We start from the raw sequence: 21,210 nt of genomic DNA, 5'->3' as shown, positions 1-21,210 counted from the left end.
CGTGGGAAGTCTACCGACGCCCCCGCGGTGCCTGGGTGAGCGCAACGCGCCCAGCTAGTACTAGTAGCTGATCTCCTCGCGCTCGCCGGACCACGTCGTGTGGTACGTGCCCTCCATGTCGACACGCTTGTACGTGTGGGCACCGAAGAAGTCGCGCTGGCCCTGAATCAATGCGGCCGGCAGGCGGTCGGAACGCAGCGAATCATAGTAAGACAGGCTGGAGGCGAACACCGGGATCGGCAGCCCCAGCTGGGTCGCCGTGACGACAACGCGGCGCCAGGAGTCGATGAGACCGTTCTCGAGCTCCCCGCGGAAATACGGGTCGAGCAGCAGCGACGGCAGTTCCGGGTCGTTGTTGTACGCCTCGGTGATGCGGTTGAGGAACTTCGCGCGGATGATGCAACCACCGCGCCAAATCGTGGCGAGATCCTGCGGCTTAAGGCCCCAGCCGTATTCCTGGGAGCCGGCGTTGATCTCGTCGAAGCCCTGCGCGTACGCGACGAGCTTCGACGCGTACAGGGCGCGCCGGACGTCCTCGACGAACTGCTCCTTGTCCACGCCGAGTGACTCCAAAGTGGCGGTTTCACCGGACGGCAAGCCAGTCTCCTTGACTGCCTCGCGCTGGGCGAGTGCCGACGACAGCGCACGCGCGAACACAGCCTCGCCGATGCCGGTGGTGGGCACACCCAGATCGAGCGCTTCCTTCACAGTCCAGCGGCCCGTGCCCTTCTGTCCCGCGGCATCGACAATGACGTCAATGAACGGTTTGCCCGTCTTCGCGTCCACCTGGCGCAAAACCTCAGCGGTGATCTCGATCAGGTACGAATCCAGGTCGCCCTGATTCCACTCGGAGAAAGTATCCGCCAGTTCGGCTGGCTCGATTCCCGCCGCGTAGCGCAGGAGGTGGTAAGCCTCGCCGATGACCTGCATGTCGGCGTATTCGATGCCGTTGTGGACCATCTTGACGAAGTGGCCGGCGCCGTCCGGGCCGATGTGCGTCACGCACGGTGTGCCGTCAACCTTGGCGGAGATGTCCTCCAGCAGCGGACCGAGCGTCTCCCAGGACTCCTTCGGGCCGCCGGGCATGATCGACGGTCCGCGCAGTGCACCTTCCTCACCGCCGGAAATGCCAGCACCGACGAAGTGGCACCCCTTCGCAGCGACCTCTTTTTCGCGGCGGATCGTGTCGGTGAAAAGGGAGTTTCCGCCGTCGATGATGATGTCGCCTTCATCCATCGCCTCGACAAGCTGATCGATCACCGCGTCAGTAGCCTTGCCCGCCTGCACCATAATCACGGCCTTGCGGGGGCGCTCCAAGGAAGCGACGAAGTCCTCGATAGTCTCCGAGGGGATGAACGACCCCTCGCCGCCGTACTGTTCCATCACCGCGCGGGTCTTCTCCGGCGAACGGTTGAAGATAGCCACGGTGTGGCCGCGGGAGGCGAAGTTACGGGCCAAATTGGAGCCCATCACGGCCATGCCCACGACACCGATCTGAGCCTTGCCGGCAGTGTCTGCACCGTTGGGGGCAGCGTTAGAGGAAGATGCGTCATTCGAAGTCATGCCCTCGAGCATACGCACGCGGTAAACGCCTGGGAGGCAACCTCCGCAAGGAATTTCCTGCCGCTGTTTCCAGAGTCCGGCAATTTGGTCTAGTTTCGTTGCTAAAGTCAGTTTCTATGGATATCAACGACCTCAAGCACCTGCAGAACCGCCAACTCAACGATGAGGAACTCGCCGCGCTCAACGCCGCCAGCACCGAATTCGATTCATTTATCGGCCTGAAATTCACGGCGTTCGGCCCCGAGAAGATCGTCGCGGAGGTCGAGGCACAACCGAAGCACCACCAGCCCGCCGGCGTGGTCAACGGGGGAGTTTTCTGCTCCATCGGTGAGACCATGGGGTCGTTCGCCGGCTACCTCGCCGCCGGTGCCCCGGTCGTCGGAATGAACAACAGCACCGATCTCCTGCGCAGCGTCACCGACGGTGTCATCGAGGCGGACGTCACTCCAGTGCATGTCGGACGGCGCACCCAGCTGTGGCGCACGGAGATGCGGCAGGAAGGCAAGCTCGTCGCCGTCAGCACGCTGCGGACGATGGTTCTGGACTCCTAAAAGAAGGGACCGCGGCTCTAGACCCGACGTGTCTCTAGAGCCAATGGTTCTTCCGGAACCACCAGTACATGCCCAGGATCGACGCGAACATCACCACCAGCACGACTGGGTAGCCGTACCGCCACCCGAGTTCGGGCATGTTCTCGAAGTTCATGCCGTACACGCCGGCGATCATCGTCGGGAGCGCGGCCATGCCGACGACAGCGGAGATGGTGCGCATGTCGGAGTTCTGCTGCATGGAGACCTTGGCCACGGAGGCGTCGAGAAGCGATGAAAGCCGCTCATCGAAAGCGGACACGTTGTCGCTGACAATCATGGCGTTGTCCTGCACGTCGCGCAGGTACGAGCGAATCGGCTTGCTCAGCAGATCCTTGTGCAGGGTGAGGCCGGAACGCAGCGCGGGCCCCAGCGGGTCGGTGGCGTGGCGCATCTCCAGAACCTCACGCTTGTACATGTAGATCTTGTCGATGTTGATCAGCTGCCGCGGTGTGAATACTTCGTTCTCGAGTTCGTCGACATCGCTGGAGAGGAACGTCGTGACCTTCATATAGTTCTCGACGATGTGGTCCGCGACCTTCCACGCCACGGCCGCCGGGCCGAGCGAGGAGATTTCCGGGTCCTCGATAAGCTCCTGCGTCAGGTTCGGCAGTTGAGCGTCGTGGCGGATGGTGATCACGAAATCCTCGCCGACGAGCATTTGCACCTCACCGGTCGAAATGATTTCGCGGAGGTCCGAGACTTCCTCGTCGTCACGGTAGACGACGGTGCGGATGACGATGAAGAGCTGCTCGCCGTAGCGCTCCACCTTGGGGCGCTGGTGCGCCGTCACGGCATCTTCGACAATGAGGTCGTGGATGCCGAATTCCGCCGCCACGCGCTCCATCTGCTCAGCGCTCGGCTCGTGCAGAGAGAGCCACACATAGCCGTTTTCAGCCTGCTTCACGCGCTCCATGGCGCTGGTGTAGTGCATGGACCCGGGCAGGGCGTTGCCTTCGACGAAGACGCGGCAGAAGTCGACGGACCGCTCGACGGGCACTGGGACGGGCCGCTGGTCTTGCTTCGCCTGCGATTTAGCCTTGTTACGGGGCAGAGGTAGTTTCGGCGGCATAGCGACCCCCTTTTTCACAGACTCGGCAGGAAGCTGGGCTCGCGCATTCGCATATCGACGAATCACGCCAGCCCAGCGGTGAACTTAATAGATCATACGCCTAGCCCGCCGCGAAGCGTGCACCGAGAGCCCGAGCGGGCGGTGGAGGGGGAGGAGAAGGTTTAGTTCTCCCCGTTGGTGTCGCGCAGCTCGGAGTATTTCTCGGTGTTGTTGCCGGACTCCTTGCCTAGGTTCAGCAGGGCAGTGCGGGCGTGCATCTGCTGGAGGGTGGTCGGCAGGTTGTAGCGCTTCGGGGTGAGCGCGTTGAGCGTCCAGGTGAACATGGACACGACGCGGTTGCGCTTGGAGACGAGGAAGGACACGTGGACGAGCAGCCACATGATCCAGCCGAGGAAGCCGGCGATTTCGACTTTGCCCATCTTCACGACAGCGTGGAAGCGGGAGACGATCGCCATGGAGCCCTTGTCGAAGTAGGAGAAGTCCTCGCGCTGGTCCGGCTGCTGGTCCTCTTCAACGCCGGCCTTGATGGCCTTCGCGGCATACTCACCGGTCTGGATAGCTACCTGTGCCAAGCCCGGAAGGCGGTCGAGGCTCATCATGTCGCCGACGACGAAGACGTTGCGGTGCTCGCCGACGGAGAGGTCCTTGTTCACCGGGACCTTGCCTGCGCGGTCGACCTCGAGGCCTGCCTGCTCGGCGATCGTCTTGCCCAGCGGGGAAGCGGCGACACCGGCGGACCAGATCTTGGTGTAGGAGTCGATCGTGGTCTCTTCCTCGGTCTTCATGTCCTTGTAGGTGACCGAGTTCTCGTCGATGTTGGTGACCATCGCGTTGAGCCGGACGGTCACGCCGAGGCGCTCCAGCTCGCGCTGCGCCTTGCGGCCGAGGCGCTTGCCGAAGGGCGGAAGGACCTGGGGTGCGCCGTCGAGAAGAATGATCTTGGCGCTGGACGGGCGGAAATTGGAGTATTCGTCGCGGAAGCTGCGGTGCGCCATCTCGGCGACCTGGCCGGCGAGCTCCACACCGGTCGGGCCTGCGCCGACGATGACGAAGGTGAGCAGGCGCTCGCGCTCTTCCGGATCCTCGACAACCTCGGCTCGCTCGAAGGCGGTGACGAGACGGGAGCGGATCTCGAGGGCGTTGTCCAGCGTCTTCAAACCCGGAGCGAACTCAGCGAAGTGGTCGTTGCCGAAGTAGGACTGGCCGGCGCCGGCGGCGACGATGAGGGAGTCGTACTCGTAGGTGCGGGTGAACTCGCCCTCTTCAAAGGTGACGGTCTGGCCGTCGAGGTTGATGTCGGTGACGTCGCCGCGCACTATGTCCGTGTTGCTCTGCTTGCCCAGAATCTGGCGGGTCGAGGTCGCGATCTCGCCGGTGGACAGAAGACCCGTTGCCACCTGGTACAGCAGCGGCGGGAAGAGGTGGAAGTTGGTGCGGCTAATCAACGTGACATCCACGTCGGCGCCGTCAAGCTCGCGAGCCGCGAAAAGCCCGCCGAAGCCGGAACCGATGATGACGACGTGGTGGCGGTTGCCCGCTGGACGGTAAGGCTTATCGGACATTTATCTGTACTCCTTGTAGCAATTGCACGCTTATCCGCCATGAGATCATACGCCGGTTTCGAAACTCGGCGCGCCGTGGCTCCCATGAGGCGGGCTGCCGTCGGTCTATGGTAGACGGCGTGTCCGACAACCCCGCGATCCCCATGCACTTACGTACGGTCGACGCTGACCAGTGGCCGAATATCGTGGCGTTGCCGTCGGTCCGCTTGTTGGGACTCCGGGCCCGGCACGCGGAGGCGCAGTTCGCGGCCGCGTGCGCCAAGGCGGGCCTCGAGCTCGACCCGGATAGTTCCCCGGATCTCACTGTCGACCACGCGGAGCTGTTCGACCGCATCGCCGCGAACGGGTGGATCGGTCTCGCTGAAGGGTATATGGCGGGAGAGTGGCGCACGGAGACTCCCGAGGATCTGGTCAAAGTGCTCGGCGCGTTGCTCCGTGTGGAGTACAACCCGAAGACGAAGCTCGCGAGTCACGGGAGATACAGCGGCGGCGAGGTGCCGCCGGAGCTCGTCGCGAGGTTCTCGGGCGACGGGATGAGCGCGTTCGCGGGCCATTTCGCCACGGGAGTTCCGACGATGGAGCGCGTGAGCGTGAAATCGCATTCGCCGGGTGCGGGCCGCGGGCGAGAACCGAAGAACTATTTCGTTTCGGAGACAAATTTCAGCGCGCCGCTCGAGACGGAGAAGCTGGATCTCGCGGATGCGCAAGCGAGGAGCGTGGACATGCTTCTCAACGCCGCCGCCGTCCGCCCCGGCACCCACCTCGCCGAGCTGCCGTCATCGGGCGGGGCTGTGGCGATCGCGGCGGCCGCACGCCGCGCCACCGTGGATTCCGTGATCACTGATCCGGGAATGCTGCGCGCCGTGCGCGAACGTCTCACACTCGGCGGGGCAGAAGACGCAGTGCACCTCAATGTGGTGGAGGGGTTGCTGCGGGGCATGGAGCGTCGAAAAGCGCGCTACGACGCTGTTGTCTCGGCGGAGCACCTGGAAACGATGCCGACGGACCTGCAAGCACGCTATTTCGCGCTTATCGACGACCTCTTGGCCCGCTCCGGCCGCGCCGCCCTCCAAACCGTCGTGTCGACGGGGAAGCTGACCCCGCCCGCTGAATCGGCGCTGGAATCGCTGCGCGCTTATATTTGGCCAACTCTGAATTACCGGACGGTCGACGAACTTCGCAAAAGCGTCGATACGCGCAGCGGACTCCGCATTGTCGCGCAGACCCACGCGCCAGACCACCTTGAATTGTCGCTGCGGCATGAGCGCACCGTCTTCCAAAGCCAGCTGCGTGAGGCGGCCGCCGACGGATTCGACGCAGTGTACCGACGTCTGTGGATGTGGCAGCTCGCGCTGCGGGAGGCAATGGCGCACGCCAGCATGCTCGATGTTGTGCAGGTGACGTTGATGCACCGGCACCGACATGGTGTCAGGTAGCGGCAGAGCCGCAGCCCGGGGAGCGAGCGGGCCGGCAGAAAACTAGGGCGCGTCTCCCGCGAACATTACTTGACATAATGTACATTATCGGACAGTAATGGATAATGGGCTATGGGTGGATGCGGCGAACACGGGCGCAATGGCCCGCACATGCGCCGCTAGCCCGTGGCCCGCCTAGTCCTTCTTTTCCAGTTTCAGGCGGATATTCACTTCGCCGTTCTCGTCGATCTTGGCGGCAACGAACTCCGGCGTCTCCACTCCGTAGTCCGCGCGGCTGATCGGAATGTCGGCGTGGACGATCACTGTCTCTCCGGTACGCAACGCGGTGAAATCCTGGGTGATGCTGTTGGTCTGTCCGTGGATAGTCAGGTCGCCGGTGAGCGTCACGGTGCCGACGGTGCCGTCATCCGGGAGCTGCGACACGTCCGCGGGTTCAGTGAGGGTGAATGTGGCTTCCGGGTACTCCTCCGTGTGAAGGATCTTCCTTCGCACATTTTCGTCACGCACATCTTTATCCGTGACGATATTAGTCATGTCCACGGTCACCTCACCGGCGGTCAACCTGCCGCCTTCGATGGTCATTTCGCCGTCGACATCCTGGGTCGAGCCCGATGTGGTTCTCGCATCACCAGGCAGCAACTCGTTGAACGTGAACCCGGCGGACGTGACGTTCTTGCCGGGCTTGGCGGACACCACCCACGTTCCGTCCACATCCGTCGCTGCCGGCTTGGCGCCGTCCGCGTCAATGCCCTCCGTTTTCACGCCTGGGTGCGAGAACAACGAAATGGCCAGCGGAACCAACGCGAAAAGCGCAAGCACGGCAATGACCGCAGCGCCGCCGAAGACAATGAGTTTCTGGTTGCGGTTGCGCATGAGTATCCCTCTCTGCCTTGAATGCCGGCCCGTGTGTGCGTCCGGCGCGCGTTATTGCGTTATTGGAGCCTCTCGAGCTTCTTAGCCATCGTAACCAGCTCATCGCACAGAGACTGAATCTCGTCGGCATCCGCGCCCTCACTGGACGCAATCGCGATGTCTTCGGCGGCGCACCGGATCTCGAACAGCTTGTCCTTCAGTGTGTCTCCCTGCAGCTTGCGCGTGGTCCGGGCACCTTTCGGCGCTGCGTGCCGCAGTTCGTAGGCGCGCTGCTTGCATGAGTCGCCGCAGTACTTCCGCGGCCGCCCACGCCCAGGTGTGAGCTGAATCTCCTTGCCGCAGTACTGGAAGGTCGGCGCCGTGTCGGTTGCTTGGTTCATGGTCGCGGTTCATCTTATCCGCCCCGCGGCGGATTCCACGGAACAATCGATGCAGTCGGCGCGTTAGAACTGTTGGCCGTTATACTTTAGGCTCGCGACGATTATTCACAACGAAGGGAAAGATGCAGCATGGCTGATCGGGTGCTACGTGGTAGCCGCATGGGCGCAGTGAGCTACGAGACGGATCGCGACCACGATCTCGCGCCGCGCAGGATGGCGAAATACCGCACCCCGAACGGCGAGATTTACGAGATTCCATTCGCCGACGACGCCGAAATTCCCGAGGAATGGCCGTGCAAGAACGGCCAGGTGGGCACCCTCATGGAGGGTGAAGGTGTTGAGTCGAAGCCGGTGAAACCGCCACGCACCCACTGGGACATGCTCCGTGAGCGCCGCAGCTTAGAAGAGCTCGATGAGCTTCTCGAGGAGCGTTTGGAGCAGCTCCGCAAGCGCCGCCGCGCCGCTGCCCGCATTGCGAAGGAGCAGAAGGAAGCGCAGGAGAACGGTAGCTAGTCGCTTATCGCCGTCCCCTCTCCTACTTCCCCGCACCAAAAAAGCCGGCACGGAAACAAATTCCTGCCGGCTTTTGGCGTGCCTTTAGTGGCTGATGTCCAGCGGCTAGCGGCCAGTGGCTAGCGGTTAGTGGCGGTTGTCGCGGAAGCGCTTCAACTCGTACTTGGCCAGCTTGAGGCCCTCTTCGACAAGGTCGCCAGCGAGTTGCGTTGCGCGGGTGACTTGGCCCGGGATCTTGTACACGCCGAGCTCGTCGAGCTGGTAACGGCCCAGTCGGCTCAGTTCCGTGGCCATTTCGGAGGCCTGGGTGGAGCGGCGCTTCCACCCCCACTTGGTCACCTCGGCGAGCGATTCGCCAGCGAAGCTGGCGTCGAGCTTGGACTCGCCGAGCTCACGGTCGACGAAGGTAATCGGTACCTCGCGGACATCGAAGCCCTCCTGTACAGCGCGGTCGGCGAGATCGACCTGGAAAATATAGCCCTTACGCGACAGGGTGCTGAGGTCGATGGTCTCGAGCACCTCGCGTCGAAAAGCGCGGTAACCGGCCGTCATGTCGGCAACGTCATCGCCGAGGGCAACGGAGATGTACAGGTTGCCCAGCTTGGACAGCAGGTAGCGGTTGCGGGGCCAGTTGACGGCCTCGCCTCCGTCGACGTAGCGGGAACCGATGACTAGGTCCGCTCCTTCGTCAATAGCCGACAGCAGGCGCGGCAGCTGTTCCGGTGCGTGGGAGCCGTCTGCGTCCATCTGGCAGAGCACGGCGTAGTCGCGCTCGAGACCCCAGTCGAATCCAGCTGTGTACGCGCCGAGCAGACCGGTCTTCTCCTCGCGGTGGATGACGTTGACATGGCTGTCCTCAGCGGCCATCTCGTCGGCCTTCTCGCCGGTGCCGTCCGGGGAGTTATCGTCGACGACCAGAATGTCCACGTCCGGGTTCGACTCGCGGACGCGCCCGACGATCAACGGGAGGTTCTCCACCTCGTTGTATGTCGGGATGATCACCAGAGTCGAGTCGGTCGGTTTCTCAGCCACAGTGTCTCCGTTTCTTTCGCTTTGTTCGGGCTATACGTCAGTCTTCGTCTTCAGGGTGCCGCGCCGGCTGCGGTGCCGCCGACGTGTCCTGACTCTTTCTAGAAGCATACCCCCGCCGGGTGGTCGCGACTGCCGCGAGCATCACCGCGATACCGCCTGCCACGATAAGCCACTGGATGAATCTGCCGTAACGCACAGCGAACGTCACGGAATCGCGCAGCGGCAGCTTGTCGACGAGATACGCCGGCGTGAAGATCTCCGTTTCCTGCGCCACGGTGCCGTCAGGACGCACGATGGCGGAAGCTCCCGAGGTCGCCGCGACCACCACTGCCCTGTCGGTCTCCATCGCGCGGATCCGGCTCATGGCGAGCTGCTGGTACGTCATGTCGGTGAAACCGAAGGTGGCGTTGTTCGTCGGGGTAGTGAGAATCTGGGCCCCAGCCTTGACTGCGTCACGGTAGGCGGCGTCGAACGCCACTTCGTAGCAGGTGGCCACCCCCACAACATGCCCGCCCATGCGCACAGTTCCATTGCCGTCGCCGGGCTTGAAATCTCCCGCCATGTCCACGTACGGCGAGAACCTGCGGAAGAAGTCCCGCATCGGCATCCACTCACCGAAAGGTTGCAGGAACCGCTTGTGGTGGAAGTCGCCGGCACCGGTGTCCGGATCGAAGACAACGGCGGTGTTGCGGTCCCCTACCTCGTCTTCGGTCAGGGTGCCCACCAAGACCGGTGCGTCGACGGCTTTGACTGCCTCAGTGATGAGGTCGCGTGCTTGCCGGTCCCGGAATGGATTCACATCGGAGGAGTTTTCCGGCCAGAACACCAGGTCCGGGTGTTCACCGCTGGCGGCCAGCTCCTTAGTCACGTTGACGTGGTTGGCCAAGACAGCGCGGCGCTGCGCATTGAAGTCGAGACCCATGCGGGGCACGTTGCCCTGGACAGCGGCGGCGGTCACGGTTTCCGTCGTCGGTCCGGGGCGGTCGACGCCGAGACCTGCGAGTATCCCGAAATTGATGGTCAAGCCTGCCGCGATCAGGGCGGTGATGGAACGGCGAATTGTGGTGCGGGGGCCGTCGATAAGCGATATCGCGGCGGCGCTCAGCGCTGCAGCCAGCAGCACGGTGGCAAATGTGATTAGGGCGGGTCCGCCCCACGGCGCGAAATTCGCCAGCGGACCGTTGATCTGCCCCCATGCAAGGCGTACCCACGAGAAGCCGCCGAACGGGAATGACGACAGGAAGAATTCCACGGCCGAATAGACGAAGGCGAAAGCGATGAAACCGAACTGCCACCGGGCGACCAAAACCCCGAAAACACCGGTCAGAATCGTCCACAATGCAAGTGTGACGGACAGCGCGATCCACGGCAGGGCACCCACGAATTCGCCCACCCACGGCAACAGCAGAACATAGGCGCTGAAGCCGTGGATGAACCCCAACAGCGCGCCCCACCTCGCAGTCGGTCCAGCAGCCGCGCCGACGGGCTGGCGCGGCCACGGAGCGAGCGCGGCGTAGAACAGCGAGACGCCCACAACTCCAGCCGCCGCGTAACCGTGGGGCTCGTAGGAGAAATACACCAGCACGCCCCCAAGCCCCGCGAGGAGGACCCGGGCAATTCTTGCGAGCCGCGTCATGCGCGTGTCAGGGAAAACAGCAGCTGTCACTTCCGGTCATCTCCGAAATCTTCGGGGCGGGCGTTGCGGGACCAGTTCTCGATCTCTTCGTCGCTGGGAGCCGGCGCAGTATCTGGTTCTGCGTCAATGACATCGCCCGGGGCGAAGGTGCCGTAGGAGGCGCTGCGGCGCTTCATGGGGGAAACATCGTAGACCTGCACGCCGAAGTCCTCCACACGCTTGCGCAGGGAATTCGCCATGGATTTACGCACGAGCTCACGCGTGGGGCGCACAAGCAGGAGCAGCCCGATCACCGAGGAGACGTAGCCCGGGATGATCGCCAACGCCCAGCCCGCAGCGACGAGGGCGGTCCCGCCGGCGAACTGCCCGACGGAACCGGCTCCGGAGGAGGCGCGCTCGAGTTCGGAGCGCAGCGCGGGCGAGGCGGCCAGCGCACCGACGACCATCAGGATGAAAATACCCAGCAGCGCCCAGCCGACGCCGATGAGCTGGCTCACTCCCCAGAAGGCGAGGGCTTCGATCAGGAAATAAGCGAGAATCAGCATGCGCACAGACTACCTGCCGGCGCGCGCTTACCGGGGCATGCGGCGCCAAACGGGGCGCGGGACGCACCGCATCACCCAGGCCAGCAGCTGCAGTGTGCGTGGGATCCAAACCGTCCGGCTGCCTTTGCCCATCGCCCCCACGACAGCGTCGGCAACCACGTCCGGGGTGACGGACAGCGGCGCGGGCCTCATGCCCTCAGTCATGGATCCGATGACGAAACCGGGGCGCGCGGTGATCAGTGCCACGTCGGTGCCGTGGAGGCGGTCGGCGAGTCCTTGGCAAAAGGCGTCGAGACCAGCCTTGGTGGAGCCGTAGACATAATTCGCCCGCCGTGGGCGCCAGCCGGCGATGGATGAGAAGGCGAAGATGTGGCCGTGGGACATGACGTCGGCAAGCACTGTGAGCATGCTGACTTGCGCCGTGTAATCGACGACGGCGATGTGCGCGGCGTGCTCTTCGTCGTGTTCGGCGCGGGCCTGGTCGCCGAGGATGCCGAACGCCACGATCGCCGTGGTCACGTTGCCGGCCGCCTCGACGACGGCGCGGTGCGAGGCTAGGTCGGCCGCGTCGAACTCGACCGTGCGCACGCTCGCCGCGCCCGCCTCACGCATTCGCTTCTCGACGCCTCCCAGTGCCCCCGGGTTCCTCCCCGCCAGCACGACGTGGCGTCCGGCGCAGATGCGCACCGCCACTTCCCCACCGATGTCGCTGGTGCCGCCGAGCAGCAGGATCGTGCCATCGTCTTTCGCCGTAGAAATCATGCCGCAAGATTATCGTGCGTCACGCGATCGCTGCCGTGTTCAGGCGGCGCGCACCGTCGTCTTCGAGCACGACGATATCTTCGATCCGCATGCCCCATGCGCCCGGAACGTAGATCCCCGGCTCGATGGAGAAGGTCATCCCCGGTTGCAGCACGGTGTCGTTGCGGGCGATGATGAACGGCTCCTCGTGCAGTCCGAGCCCGATTCCGTGGCCGAGGCGGTGGCTGAAGTAGGTGCCGTACCCTGCCTCGTTGATGCGTCCGCGCGCTACAGCATCGAGGTCGCCCGCAGTCATCCCGGGCCGCGCCGCGGCCACCGCGTCGTCCTGGGCGCGGCGTAAGGTGCCGTAGGCGCGCGTGAAGTCGTCGGTGGCTGTCTCCACGCCCCCGACAACGTAGGTGCGTGTGCAGTCCGAGTGGTAACCGGCGCCGACCGTACCGCCCAGATCCACGACCACGGGATCTCCGTCTTCCAGCACGCGATCGGAATAGTCGTGGTGCGGGTCCGCGCCGTTCGGTCCTGAGCCAACGATGATGAAGTCGACCCGGGAGTGCTCCCGGCGGATAAGAGCGTTGAGCTCTTGCGCGATCTCACGCTCCGTGCGGCCAGGGCGCAGCAGCTCCGGTACGGCGGCGTGGACACGGTCGATGGCAGCCGCGGCGAAAGCGAGCTGCTCGACTTCTTCGGGGCCTTTGATCATGAATGCGTCGGCGAGCAGATCAGTGGCGAGGTGGAGCTCCCCGCACGCGTCCTGCAGCCGCAGCACATGGTCGGCGGTCAGCGATGTCCCCACCGCCACCGTGCCGCCGCCGCAGGCGCGTTCCACGAGGGCATAAGGGTTCTCGCCGTCGCGCCACGTGACCAGTTGGATCCCGCGCAGTTTACCGACGCCGCGCAGCGCCGCCGCGTCGGTGGCCGGGGCGAACAGGCGCGCGTCCCCCTTCGGTGGGACGACCAGCGCGGTCAGCCGCTCGTGGGAGGCCGTCCATGACCCGGTCAGGTACGCCAACTCCGGACCAGCGCCGATCACGGCGGCACCGAGACCTTTAGCACGGATGTGACGCTGCACCCGCGACAACCGGGCGGCGTAGACATCTTGAGGAAATGTCTGGGGAAGATCAGTCATGGCCTCATGCTAGAACTTCTCCCCTACGATCGGGTTCATGTTCCCAGACGCGCTCGTCCGCCTTAGCTCCGGCAGCGCCTACTGCAGCGGCGCTCTCCTCGCGCCGGACACGGTGCTAACCTGCAACCACTTCTTCCGCAACCACCCTGACGGGGTGACGGTGCGCCAAGGGACGAAGATCCGCACGATCCGCACGGTCGCACCCGTCGCCGGGACCGACATTGCTGTGGTGCGCATCCGGCCGTTCAGGCACCTCGAAGGTGCAGATTTCCCTGAACTCGGAGAGACGCCCAGCGTGGGCGATCCGACGGTCACGCTCGGGTACGGCGGACGCGCCAAGCGGCTGCAATCGCGCGACGGATTTTGGGTGATGTCCCTGCCCGTGGCGGTCTCCCGCACGGGCTCGCTCGTTCGCCCCGCTGGAATCGTGTTCAACCGCACTCCGGCGCTCAAGGGAGACTCAGGCGGTCCGGTCCTCGCCGGCGGCAAGGTGGCGGGGGTCCAGTCGCTCATTGTCGACCCGTTCGGCCTCAATTCGCACTTCGCGGTGGTCAATCTCCTGCCGGAGGCGCTCCGCCGCGAACTGGCGGAGCGCCTCCGGACCTAGTTGCCGATAGCCACCACGCCTCGGCGGATAGCCTCCACCGCACGGCGGGCGTTGTGCTTGATGTCGTCGGAGTAGCCGGTCTGCACGATCTGCTCGAGCAGGTCGATGACTTGGCGGCACGAGCGGACGAAATCACCGGGGGTCAGCTCCGCGCCGGACTCGGCGGCCGCGGCGAGAGCGTAGCCCAAGGGCGCTCCGGCGGCCCACTGGTGCAGCGAAAGCGCGAATCCGGGATCCGGCATCGCCGTCGGCGGAAGACGGTGGCGCTGCTCGTCGCTGGCCAGCTCACTGTAAATGCGCTGGGTATCGTTCATTGCGTCGGCCATGCGGTCGGTGGCGGCTTCCGGATACCCGCCGGTCGCCTTGCGGTTCTCGAAGACGCACATGGATGCCACACCGGCGAGCTCCGCCGGGTCGAGCTCGTCCCAGATTCCGCGCTTCAAACACTGCGCGACGAGCAAGTCGGACACATTGTGGATGCGGGCGAGACGTTCGCCTTCTTCGGTGACGGTGGGTTCGCCGTCGACAAGCTCGACGTAGTCCATCTCAGTCAGTAGCCCGATGATGCGCTCGAACATCCGGCCCAGCGTGTCAGTCTGCGTGTCGACGCTGGCCTGCGCACGCCCGAGCGCGCGTTCCTCCCGCACGAGGTCCTCGCCGAGGCGGGCGAGCCGTTCGCGTTCCGCCGGGGGCCAGGAGTGGACGGGGTGGGCGCGGATGGCGTCGCGAAGTTGCAGCACGCTTTTCGACGTCCGCGTCCTCGCCTTTTCCTTCAAGTTCTTCGGCGCGCGGAACTGTCCGCGGCTGAGCTGCTGCACAACTCGGCGCGTGTGCCGGCGCGGCTTGTGCGAGACATCCCGCGGGACCTTGATCCGGCCAACGACGACGGGAACGTTGCCGAAGGAGGCGGCGTCGATACGCCCCGACCAGCCGCGTTCTGTGGTGATCCACGGCCTCGGGTCGTCCTTACGGCCGGCAGGCGCCACCACAGCGGCGAGCTCCGGGCGGCGCTTCGACGGCAACGCAATGACTTCGCCCACCTGCAGGCGGCCGAGCACCTTCTGGATCTCCTTGTGGCGCTCCTCAATGGAGTTCTTCTTCGCCTTCTTCTCCTCGTCGGCGAGGTCGCGGCGAAGACGGGTGTAGTCGACGAGTTGCTCGGCGATGTCACCGTCTGGGGCACCGTCAGTGTCAACGTTCATGTCCCCGAAACCGAGTTCCGTCACCGCGGCATCCAGCTCGGCGCGCAGCTTGTCGACGCTCGCCTTCTGCCTCTCGATCTTCCTCACCTCCCCGACGACGCTGCGGTCGGTCTGGAACTGGGCGAAGGACTTCTCGATGAGGCGGATCGAGTCCTCGAAGCCGTTCATCTGCAGCATGTTGATCGCCATGTTGTACCCGGGGGTGAACAGGGAGATCAACGGGTACGTGCGGGTGGAGGCGAGACCGGCGACCTGGCGCGGATCCATCGCCGGCGCCCACTGCACGACGGCGTTGCCGATCGAGTCGATGCCACGGCGCCCCGCACGGCCGGTGAGCTGCGTGTACTGGCCGGGAGTGAGATCGACGTGCGCGTCACCGTTGAACTTGACCATCTTCTCCAGCACGACGGTGCGCGCCGGCATGTTGATGCCCAGCGCCAGTGTCTCTGTGGCGAAGACGACACGCACGAGTCCCTCCACAAAGAGCTGCTCGACGATGTGCTTGAACGCCGGCAGCATGCCCGCATGGTGTGCCGCGAAGCCGCGGGACCACGCGGTGCGCAGTTGGCGGTAGTTGAGCACTTCGAGGTCTTCCTCCGGAATGCCCTCCACACCCGCATCGGCGATCTCTTTGATGCGTTCGGCTTCGTCGCGGGTGGTCAGTTCTTTGCGCGAGCGAAGGCACTGGAACAGGGCACCGTCGCAGCCCGCGCGGGAGAAGATGAAGACGATCGCCGGCAGCATGTCGCGGCCCCTCAGAGCTTCCACCACTTCCGGTCGCCCGACGGGACGCACACGGTCCTGGGGGCGGCGCTCGCCGCTGCGGCGTCCGCTTGCGCGGGAACGAAAACCGCGGCCCTCCTCGAAATCGCGGCGTCCCTCATCGGCACCGGATTCGAGGCGCTCGATGGTGCGCTCCAAGTCGCGGTTGACCCGGTCGGTGCCGGGCTCGAACAGTGGCATGATTGTGCGCTGCACCATCATGAACTGGTTCAGCGGGACCGGACGCTTCTCGGAGACGATGACATCGGTGTCGCCGCGGACCTCGTCGAGCCATTCGCCGAACTCCTCGGAGTTGGACACCGTGGCCGACAGGCCGATGATGCGCGCCGACTCGTCCAGATTCAGGATGATTTCCTCCCACACCGCACCGCGGTCGCGGTCCGCGAGGTAGTGGATCTCGTCCATCACGACGTGCGACAACCGGTCGAGGGCCGGCGACTCCGCGTAGATCATGTTGCGCAGGACCTCGGTGGTCATGACCACGATCTCGGCGTTGCCGTTGATACTGGTGTCACCGGTGAGCAGCCCCACAGCGTCCTCGCCGTGCTCGTCGACGAGGTCGTGGTACTTCTGGTTGCTCAACGCCTTGATTGGCGTGGTGTAGAAGCATTTCGTACCGCGCGACAGGGCGAGCGACACGGCGAATTCCCCGACGACGGTCTTGCCGGATCCTGTGGGTGCGCAGACAAGCACGCCCCGGTCAGCCTCGACGGCCTCGCACGCTTCGATCTGGAAATCGTCGAGCGGGAAAGGTTTGCGCGCGCGGAACTCATCGAGGTGCATGCCCACCACCCTAACTTAAGCGTCAGAGCACGTCGTCGAAGTAGTTCGGGGCATCAGCACGCCCGCTTATCGACGCATCCCCCACACCGGTTCCACTTTCCACACCGGTGGGGTTCCCGATCGACGCGGGAGGGGCAATTCTGCTCGCGGTGCCCAGGTCCGAGGCGGCGCCGATCGGGGCGGGGGCGTCGATGGGGCCGGAGGCTTGGTCGTCGTCAAGCGACGCCCATTCGCTGGTGCGCTTTCCTGCGCGCTTGTCGTGGATCCGGCAGAACTGGAACGCGAGCTCCACCAAAAGGGTCAGCGACAACGCGAGCACGATCATCGAGAACGGGTCCTGACCCGGAGTGATCACGGCGGCAAAGATGAACAGCGCCACAATAATGATCCTGCGCTTGTCCTTCACCTGGTCGTAGCGCAGCAACCCCGCCAGGTTGAGCATGATGATCACCAGCGGGACCTCGAAACTGACGCCGAAGATCACGATGAGCGCCAAAACGAAGCTGTAGTACTGCTGACCCGACAACGCCGCGATCTGGTACTCCTGGCCGATGGACATCAGGATGTACAGGCCCTGGTCGACGATGAAATATGCGATCACTGCTCCGGCCACGAACAGTGTGACAGCCGCGCTGACGAAGCTGAGCGTCCACCGCCGCTCGTTCTTGTGCAAGCCCGGCGTGATGAACGCCCAAATCTGGTACAGCCACACAGGCGAAGAAAACACCAGACCTGCGAGGAAACCGACCTTAATGCGCAGCATGAACATCTCGAACGGGGTCGTCGCGATAAGACGGCACGACCCGTCAGAGGTCAAGTCAGCGCGGAGTTCCGCGGGAAGCGAACAGTACGGGCGACGGATGATCTCGCCGAGCGGCATAACGGGGCCAGGCGCCCACTGATACCACATGAAGCCGATGATGGTGCCGGCCAAAATCGACAGCAACGAAATGATCACACGCCGCCGGAGCTCCTGGAGATGCTCCGTGAGGGACATGATGCCCTCCGAGTCGCGCTTCCCCCGCAGCTTCGGCCGCTTGGTTGAAACTGGTTGTCCCACGGGGTGCGGCTAGGCGTTCGGGTTCGTGCCCGGCTGGTTCGGCTGCTGGTTCTGCGGCTGGTTCCAGAAACCCTGCTCGACACTCTGCTGAGCCTGGTTCGCCGGCCCCTGGGTGATCTCGCGCTGCGGGGCGTCGGCCGAAGCCTGCTGCTTGCCGTCGTTCTGCATCTCGTTGACCTCGGACTTGAAGATGCGGGCCGAACGGCCCACGGACCGCGCCAGCTCCGGCAGCTTCGAAGCGCCGAACAGGAGCAGAATGACCAGCAAGACGAGGAGGATTTCCCATGGTCCGACAGACATTGGACGTCCTTTCAGAAGTGTGTGGAAGCTCTGATGAGCTTACAGCGTCATTCAAGCATAACGCCCGAGGCCCGCGGAACCACGAGCGGCAATCTCGGCGGCGATGTGCGGGGGTGAGAGCACCTTCACGCGGTCGGCTTGGCTGAGGCAGAAACGGATCAGCCAATCGTCGCTGCCGTACGGCATAGTCGCGTGCACCCAGCCGTCGCCCTCTTCCCTGTCTTCCCCGTCTTTCCCGTCGGCAAGGTCGATCTGCCAATAGTCGGCGAGCCAGGTCGCCTCGGTGGCGATGCTCAGTTCCGCGATATTGGCCTGGCGGAAACCGAAGGGGTCATCGGCGTTATAGGTGACGTGGGGTGAGGGGGTCGAGGGGGCGTCAAGAAGCGATGCCTCGCTGATCCTATCCAGGCGGAACGTCTTGGGCGCGCCGTCCTCGAACGCGGACAGGTAGGTGTTGCCGTCGCGGTGAAACAATCCCATCGGCGCCACCGTGCGCGTGCGGACCGTGTCCGATGTCGCTGAGTAGTAAGTCAGCTCGAGCATGCGGCGCTGCTTGAGGGCCTGCGAAACGATCTCCGCCGAACCCGCCGGCTGCGGCTGCTCCGAATCGGGCACTCCCACCGACCGCATCACGTCGCGGAGCTTCTGGGCCGCGGAGGTCACGGCGTGCTGGTCGACGAGCCCCGGCATGGTCTCCAGCGATTCGAGGGTGAGCAGCAAGGCATTCGCCTCTGTCGGCGTGAGGCGCAACGGGGTGTTCAGGCCCTGGTCGTCGATCACGGTGACGCCAGTCCACTCGGCGGCGAGGTCGATGAGTTCCCCGGGTCCGCTGCCCACCCCCGACAATTGCAGCCGACGCAGATCCTCCATCACCTCAGCCGGCGAGTGCCCGAGGTCGCGGGCGATCTCCATCGGCGTTGAATGCGGGTGCTGGTGCAGGTACGGGATCAGATTCAAAGCGCGCACGAGGGCGGAAAGCTTCTCCGGGCTGTCTTTACGCGCGTCAACCATGGCTGGCCTCCTTCTCTCCTGCCCCGTTTCCCGACGCGGCGCGCAGCAAAGCGGCCACATCCTCCCGGACATCGGCTGGTTCCTGCACCACGGCGTGAGGGGCGAAACTAGCGGCCGTGCGCACGAGCCAATCGCGTTCGACGCCGCTCAGGGTCACTGTGGTGCCGTCGTCACGCACAGTGCCTGCCGCCACGAGTTCGTGCGCAGTGCCCGGGTCGACGGTGACAACCGCGTCGACGACGGGCCCGCGCAAGGAATCCTCGACGACCTGCTGCAGCGGGCGGTCGGGATGGTGGAAATCATGGGCCTTGACCTTGCGCACATTGCTCACGCGGACAGCGCGGAAACTGCGCTCGGCGGCGCGCTCGACGTCGTAACCGACCACGTAAGCGCGGTTGTTCAGGGCGATGATCCCCCACGGGTCCATGGTGCGGGTCTGCGGCTCCGCTGTCGGCGAAGGACGGTATGTGAAGCTCATGCGCGTGTTCGAGCGCACGCAGGCGGTGACGCCCGTGACGGTTTCGGCGTCGAGGCGCGAAATATCGTTGTCCAGCGCCGCGATCGGCGGAGCGTCGAAGGTGCGGGTGGCGCCGCCCGCGGCGATCTTCGTCCACCCGGACCGTGCGAATGCGCCCAGGCTGCCCGCCGTGCCCAGGTCCCCTGCGAGCCCCAGCACGAAAGCTTCCTCGTCTGTGAATGAGATCGGCGGAAGCTCGTAGACATCCTTGTCCACCCAGATCAGACCGTTCTCCATGCGCGCCGGGACGCCCGCCCGGCGCAGGGAGCGCACGTCGCGGCTCAGGATGCGCGACAAGGCGATGTCGGTGCGGTCGCGGTAGCCATCGACGTGAGTGCGTACCCATTCGTATTCGCGCGGTTTCGACGACCCGAGCAGGGCGAAGGTGAGGTTCGTCAATCTCTCCACAACGCCTGTCTGCTCAGCCACGGATCCCTCCCTGCGCGTCGTTCAAGTGCTCGCGGTTGTTCTCCATATAGCTAAGCAGATCATCCACGCGCGCGTCGGACGTGGCGAAGGGATCTTGCAGGTCTACGGTCTGCGGTTCCGGCCGGTCGACTTTCAGGTGCACCCAATCGACGGTGTAGCGGGCTCCCAGCTCGCGTGCGTGCGCGAGGAAATCGGCGCGCAGCGCCGCGCGAGTGGTCCGCGGGGCGGTGTGCACGGCGTTTGCGATCGCGTCGTCGGTGGTCCAGCGTTCGACGAGGCCTTTGCGCTGGAGCAGGTAGAACAAGCCCCGGTTGCGGTTGATGTCGTGGTACGCGAGGTCGATCTGCGCGAGCTTCGGGTGCCCCCAGTCGCCGTCGAGACGTGCACGGTAGCGTTCGAGCACATCGCGCTTGATCACCCAGTCGATCTCGCGGGAAACAGCGGCGAAATCCTGCTTATCGACGCACCCCAGCACCCGGCCCCACAGCTCCACCACCCGGGAGAGCTCGCTGTTGGGCGTGCCCTCGTCCGGGCGCTGGCCCAGCCAGGCGACGGCTGCGGTATGGACCGCCTGCTGCACTTCAAGCGCCGTGACCGTGGATCCGTCTTTGAGCTCCAGCGGTGTCCGGCCGCTCGGGTCGAGCGAGATCTCCTTGATGTGCTTGATCGGGTCGGCAATGTCGAACGCCGGGATGTCCCACTCCGCCTCGAGCATCTCAATGACCAGCTGCGTCGACCCGATCTTGAGCGCGAAGGTCGGCTCCGCCATATTCGAATCGCCCACGATGACATGCATGCGGCGGAAGCGGCTGGAATCGCCGTGGGGCTCGTCGCGGGTGTTGATGATCGGCCGGGTCCTCGTCGTTGCCGACGAGACTCCCTCCCACACCTGGTCTGCGCGCTGGGACAGCACGAACTGCCCGTCCTTGTTGATCATCCCGGCGCCGCACAGCAGTTGGCGCGTGATCAGGAATGGCAGTAGCCGCTTGCCGAAGTGCTTCAAAGACAATTCGCGGCTGATCAAGTAATTCTCGTGTGTACCGTACGAGTTCCCGGCGGAGTCGACGTTGTTCTTGAACAGGTAGACGTCCCCGCCGATGCCTTCGGCCGCGAGTGCCTTCTGCGCTTCGACCGCGAGATCGTTAAAGAGTAGCTCACCGGCTTTGTCATGGTTGAGCAGCTGCGTCAAGGAGTCGCATTCCGCGGTGGCGTACTCTGGGTGTGCGCCGACATCGAGGTAGAGTCGCGCGGCGTTGTCCGTGAAAATATTCGTGCTTTTGTACTGCGCGACCACCGGGCGGAACAGGTAGCGAGCGATTTCTTCCGGCCGAAGGACGGCGGCACCGTCACGGATGGCGGTGAGCCCGAATTCGGTCTCCACCCCCATGATCCGGCGCGGATAGACCGTGGGAGTCCTCGGGTCTGCCGCGG

At 64.5% G+C, this 21,210-nt stretch carries 20 protein-coding genes; 4 read left to right on the top strand and 16 right to left on the bottom strand.

The annotated features are described in order from the left end of the window. Window positions 1-60: 60 nt before the first annotated feature. On the bottom strand, window positions 61-1,479 hold the full coding sequence (gene gndA / locus QYR03_RS02440) for an NADP-dependent phosphogluconate dehydrogenase (RefSeq protein ID WP_301978978.1): 1,419 nt from the start codon (window positions 1,477-1,479) through the stop codon (window positions 61-63). Window positions 1,480-1,679: 200 nt separating this feature from the next. On the opposite strand from gndA, the gene QYR03_RS02435 reads away from it, so the two are divergent. Next, window positions 1,680-2,114 (top strand): PaaI family thioesterase, encoded by a 435-nt coding sequence (locus QYR03_RS02435; RefSeq protein WP_301712958.1) that lies wholly within the window; start codon window positions 1,680-1,682, stop codon window positions 2,112-2,114. Window positions 2,115-2,148: 34 nt separating this feature from the next. Here the strand turns inward: QYR03_RS02435 and QYR03_RS02430 are convergent, their stop codons facing one another. Both QYR03_RS02430 and QYR03_RS02425 read right to left on the bottom strand, forming a co-directional pair. Further along, window positions 2,149-3,222 carry a magnesium and cobalt transport protein CorA gene (locus QYR03_RS02430; protein WP_259851466.1) on the bottom strand — a complete coding sequence of 358 codons (1,074 nt, stop codon included), beginning with the start codon at window positions 3,220-3,222 and terminating at the stop codon, window positions 2,149-2,151. A 161-nt stretch (window positions 3,223-3,383) separates the two neighbouring features. Next, complete coding sequence (locus QYR03_RS02425; RefSeq protein ID WP_259851467.1) at window positions 3,384-4,784, bottom strand: NAD(P)/FAD-dependent oxidoreductase; 1,401 nt, start codon at window positions 4,782-4,784, stop codon at window positions 3,384-3,386. Between the two features lie 119 nt (window positions 4,785-4,903). Here QYR03_RS02425 and QYR03_RS02420 point away from each other — a divergent pair, with 119 nt between their 5' ends. After that, entirely contained in the window at window positions 4,904-6,220 is a 1,317-nt protein-coding gene (locus QYR03_RS02420; RefSeq protein WP_259851468.1) for a cyclopropane-fatty-acyl-phospholipid synthase family protein, read from the top strand. A 174-nt stretch (window positions 6,221-6,394) separates the two neighbouring features. Here QYR03_RS02420 and QYR03_RS02415 read toward each other — a convergent pair whose 3' ends face one another. Then, on the bottom strand, window positions 6,395-7,093 hold the full coding sequence (locus QYR03_RS02415) for a YceI family protein (RefSeq protein ID WP_259851469.1): 699 nt from the start codon (window positions 7,091-7,093) through the stop codon (window positions 6,395-6,397). 59 nt (window positions 7,094-7,152) lie between these two features. Further along, window positions 7,153-7,473, bottom strand: a complete 321-nt coding sequence (locus QYR03_RS02410; protein WP_301712959.1) for a hypothetical protein — start codon at window positions 7,471-7,473, stop codon at window positions 7,153-7,155. 129 nt (window positions 7,474-7,602) lie between these two features. On the opposite strand from QYR03_RS02410, the gene QYR03_RS02405 reads away from it, so the two are divergent. Beyond that, window positions 7,603-7,986, top strand: a complete 384-nt coding sequence (locus QYR03_RS02405; RefSeq protein ID WP_259851471.1) for an RNA polymerase-binding protein RbpA — start codon at window positions 7,603-7,605, stop codon at window positions 7,984-7,986. 126 nt (window positions 7,987-8,112) lie between these two features. Here the strand turns inward: QYR03_RS02405 and QYR03_RS02400 are convergent, their stop codons facing one another. The 5 genes from QYR03_RS02400 to QYR03_RS02380 are packed head-to-tail and all read right to left on the bottom strand — an operon-like array spanning window position 8,113 to window position 13,087. Further along, window positions 8,113-9,018 (bottom strand): polyprenol monophosphomannose synthase, encoded by a 906-nt coding sequence (locus QYR03_RS02400; protein ID WP_259851472.1) that lies wholly within the window; start codon window positions 9,016-9,018, stop codon window positions 8,113-8,115. A 37-nt stretch (window positions 9,019-9,055) separates the two neighbouring features. Next, complete coding sequence (gene lnt, locus QYR03_RS02395) at window positions 9,056-10,654, bottom strand: apolipoprotein N-acyltransferase (protein WP_259851473.1); 1,599 nt, start codon at window positions 10,652-10,654, stop codon at window positions 9,056-9,058. 26 nt (window positions 10,655-10,680) lie between these two features. Then, window positions 10,681-11,199 carry an FxsA family protein gene (locus QYR03_RS02390; RefSeq protein WP_259851474.1) on the bottom strand — a complete coding sequence of 173 codons (519 nt, stop codon included), beginning with the start codon at window positions 11,197-11,199 and terminating at the stop codon, window positions 10,681-10,683. Between the two features lie 27 nt (window positions 11,200-11,226). Then, entirely contained in the window at window positions 11,227-11,961 is a 735-nt protein-coding gene (locus QYR03_RS02385) for an SDR family oxidoreductase (RefSeq protein WP_301712960.1), read from the bottom strand. A gap of 19 nt (window positions 11,962-11,980) precedes the next feature. Then, window positions 11,981-13,087: a Xaa-Pro peptidase family protein gene (locus QYR03_RS02380; protein ID WP_259851476.1), complete on the bottom strand. Its 1,107-nt coding sequence runs from the start codon at window positions 13,085-13,087 to the stop codon at window positions 11,981-11,983. Window positions 13,088-13,124: 37 nt separating this feature from the next. On the opposite strand from QYR03_RS02380, the gene QYR03_RS02375 reads away from it, so the two are divergent. Then, window positions 13,125-13,694 (top strand): trypsin-like peptidase domain-containing protein, encoded by a 570-nt coding sequence (locus QYR03_RS02375; RefSeq protein ID WP_301712961.1) that lies wholly within the window; start codon window positions 13,125-13,127, stop codon window positions 13,692-13,694. Here the strand turns inward: QYR03_RS02375 and QYR03_RS02370 are convergent. From QYR03_RS02370 to pafA, 6 genes are all read right to left on the bottom strand, one after another. Then, complete coding sequence (locus QYR03_RS02370; RefSeq protein ID WP_301712962.1) at window positions 13,691-16,471, bottom strand: RNA helicase; 2,781 nt, start codon at window positions 16,469-16,471, stop codon at window positions 13,691-13,693. The genes QYR03_RS02375 and QYR03_RS02370 overlap by 4 nt on opposite strands. Before the next feature lie 13 nt (window positions 16,472-16,484). Beyond that, complete coding sequence (gene tatC, locus QYR03_RS02365; protein WP_259851505.1) at window positions 16,485-17,459, bottom strand: twin-arginine translocase subunit TatC; 975 nt, start codon at window positions 17,457-17,459, stop codon at window positions 16,485-16,487. 72 nt (window positions 17,460-17,531) lie between these two features. Next, entirely contained in the window at window positions 17,532-17,822 is a 291-nt protein-coding gene (gene tatA / locus QYR03_RS02360; RefSeq protein WP_259851479.1) for a Sec-independent protein translocase subunit TatA, read from the bottom strand. Window positions 17,823-17,873: 51 nt separating this feature from the next. Further along, a complete protein-coding gene (locus tag QYR03_RS02355) occupies window positions 17,874-18,833 on the bottom strand; it encodes a YafY family protein (protein ID WP_259851480.1) in 960 nt (319 codons plus the stop codon). Then, complete coding sequence (locus QYR03_RS02350) at window positions 18,826-19,779, bottom strand: YafY family protein (protein ID WP_301712963.1); 954 nt, start codon at window positions 19,777-19,779, stop codon at window positions 18,826-18,828. Before QYR03_RS02350 ends, QYR03_RS02355 begins: the two co-directional genes overlap by 8 nt. Then, window positions 19,772-21,166: a Pup--protein ligase gene (gene pafA, locus QYR03_RS02345; RefSeq protein WP_301712978.1), complete on the bottom strand. Its 1,395-nt coding sequence runs from the start codon at window positions 21,164-21,166 to the stop codon at window positions 19,772-19,774. Before pafA ends, QYR03_RS02350 begins: the two co-directional genes overlap by 8 nt. Between the last annotated feature and the right edge of the window lie 44 nt (window positions 21,167-21,210).

Source organism: Corynebacterium sp. P4-C1 (genome assembly GCF_030503595.1).
Classification (GTDB): domain Bacteria; phylum Actinomycetota; class Actinomycetes; order Mycobacteriales; family Mycobacteriaceae; genus Corynebacterium.
The sequence above is the reverse complement of the archived record's forward strand: the minus strand, read 5'-3'. Positions and strand labels throughout refer to the sequence as shown.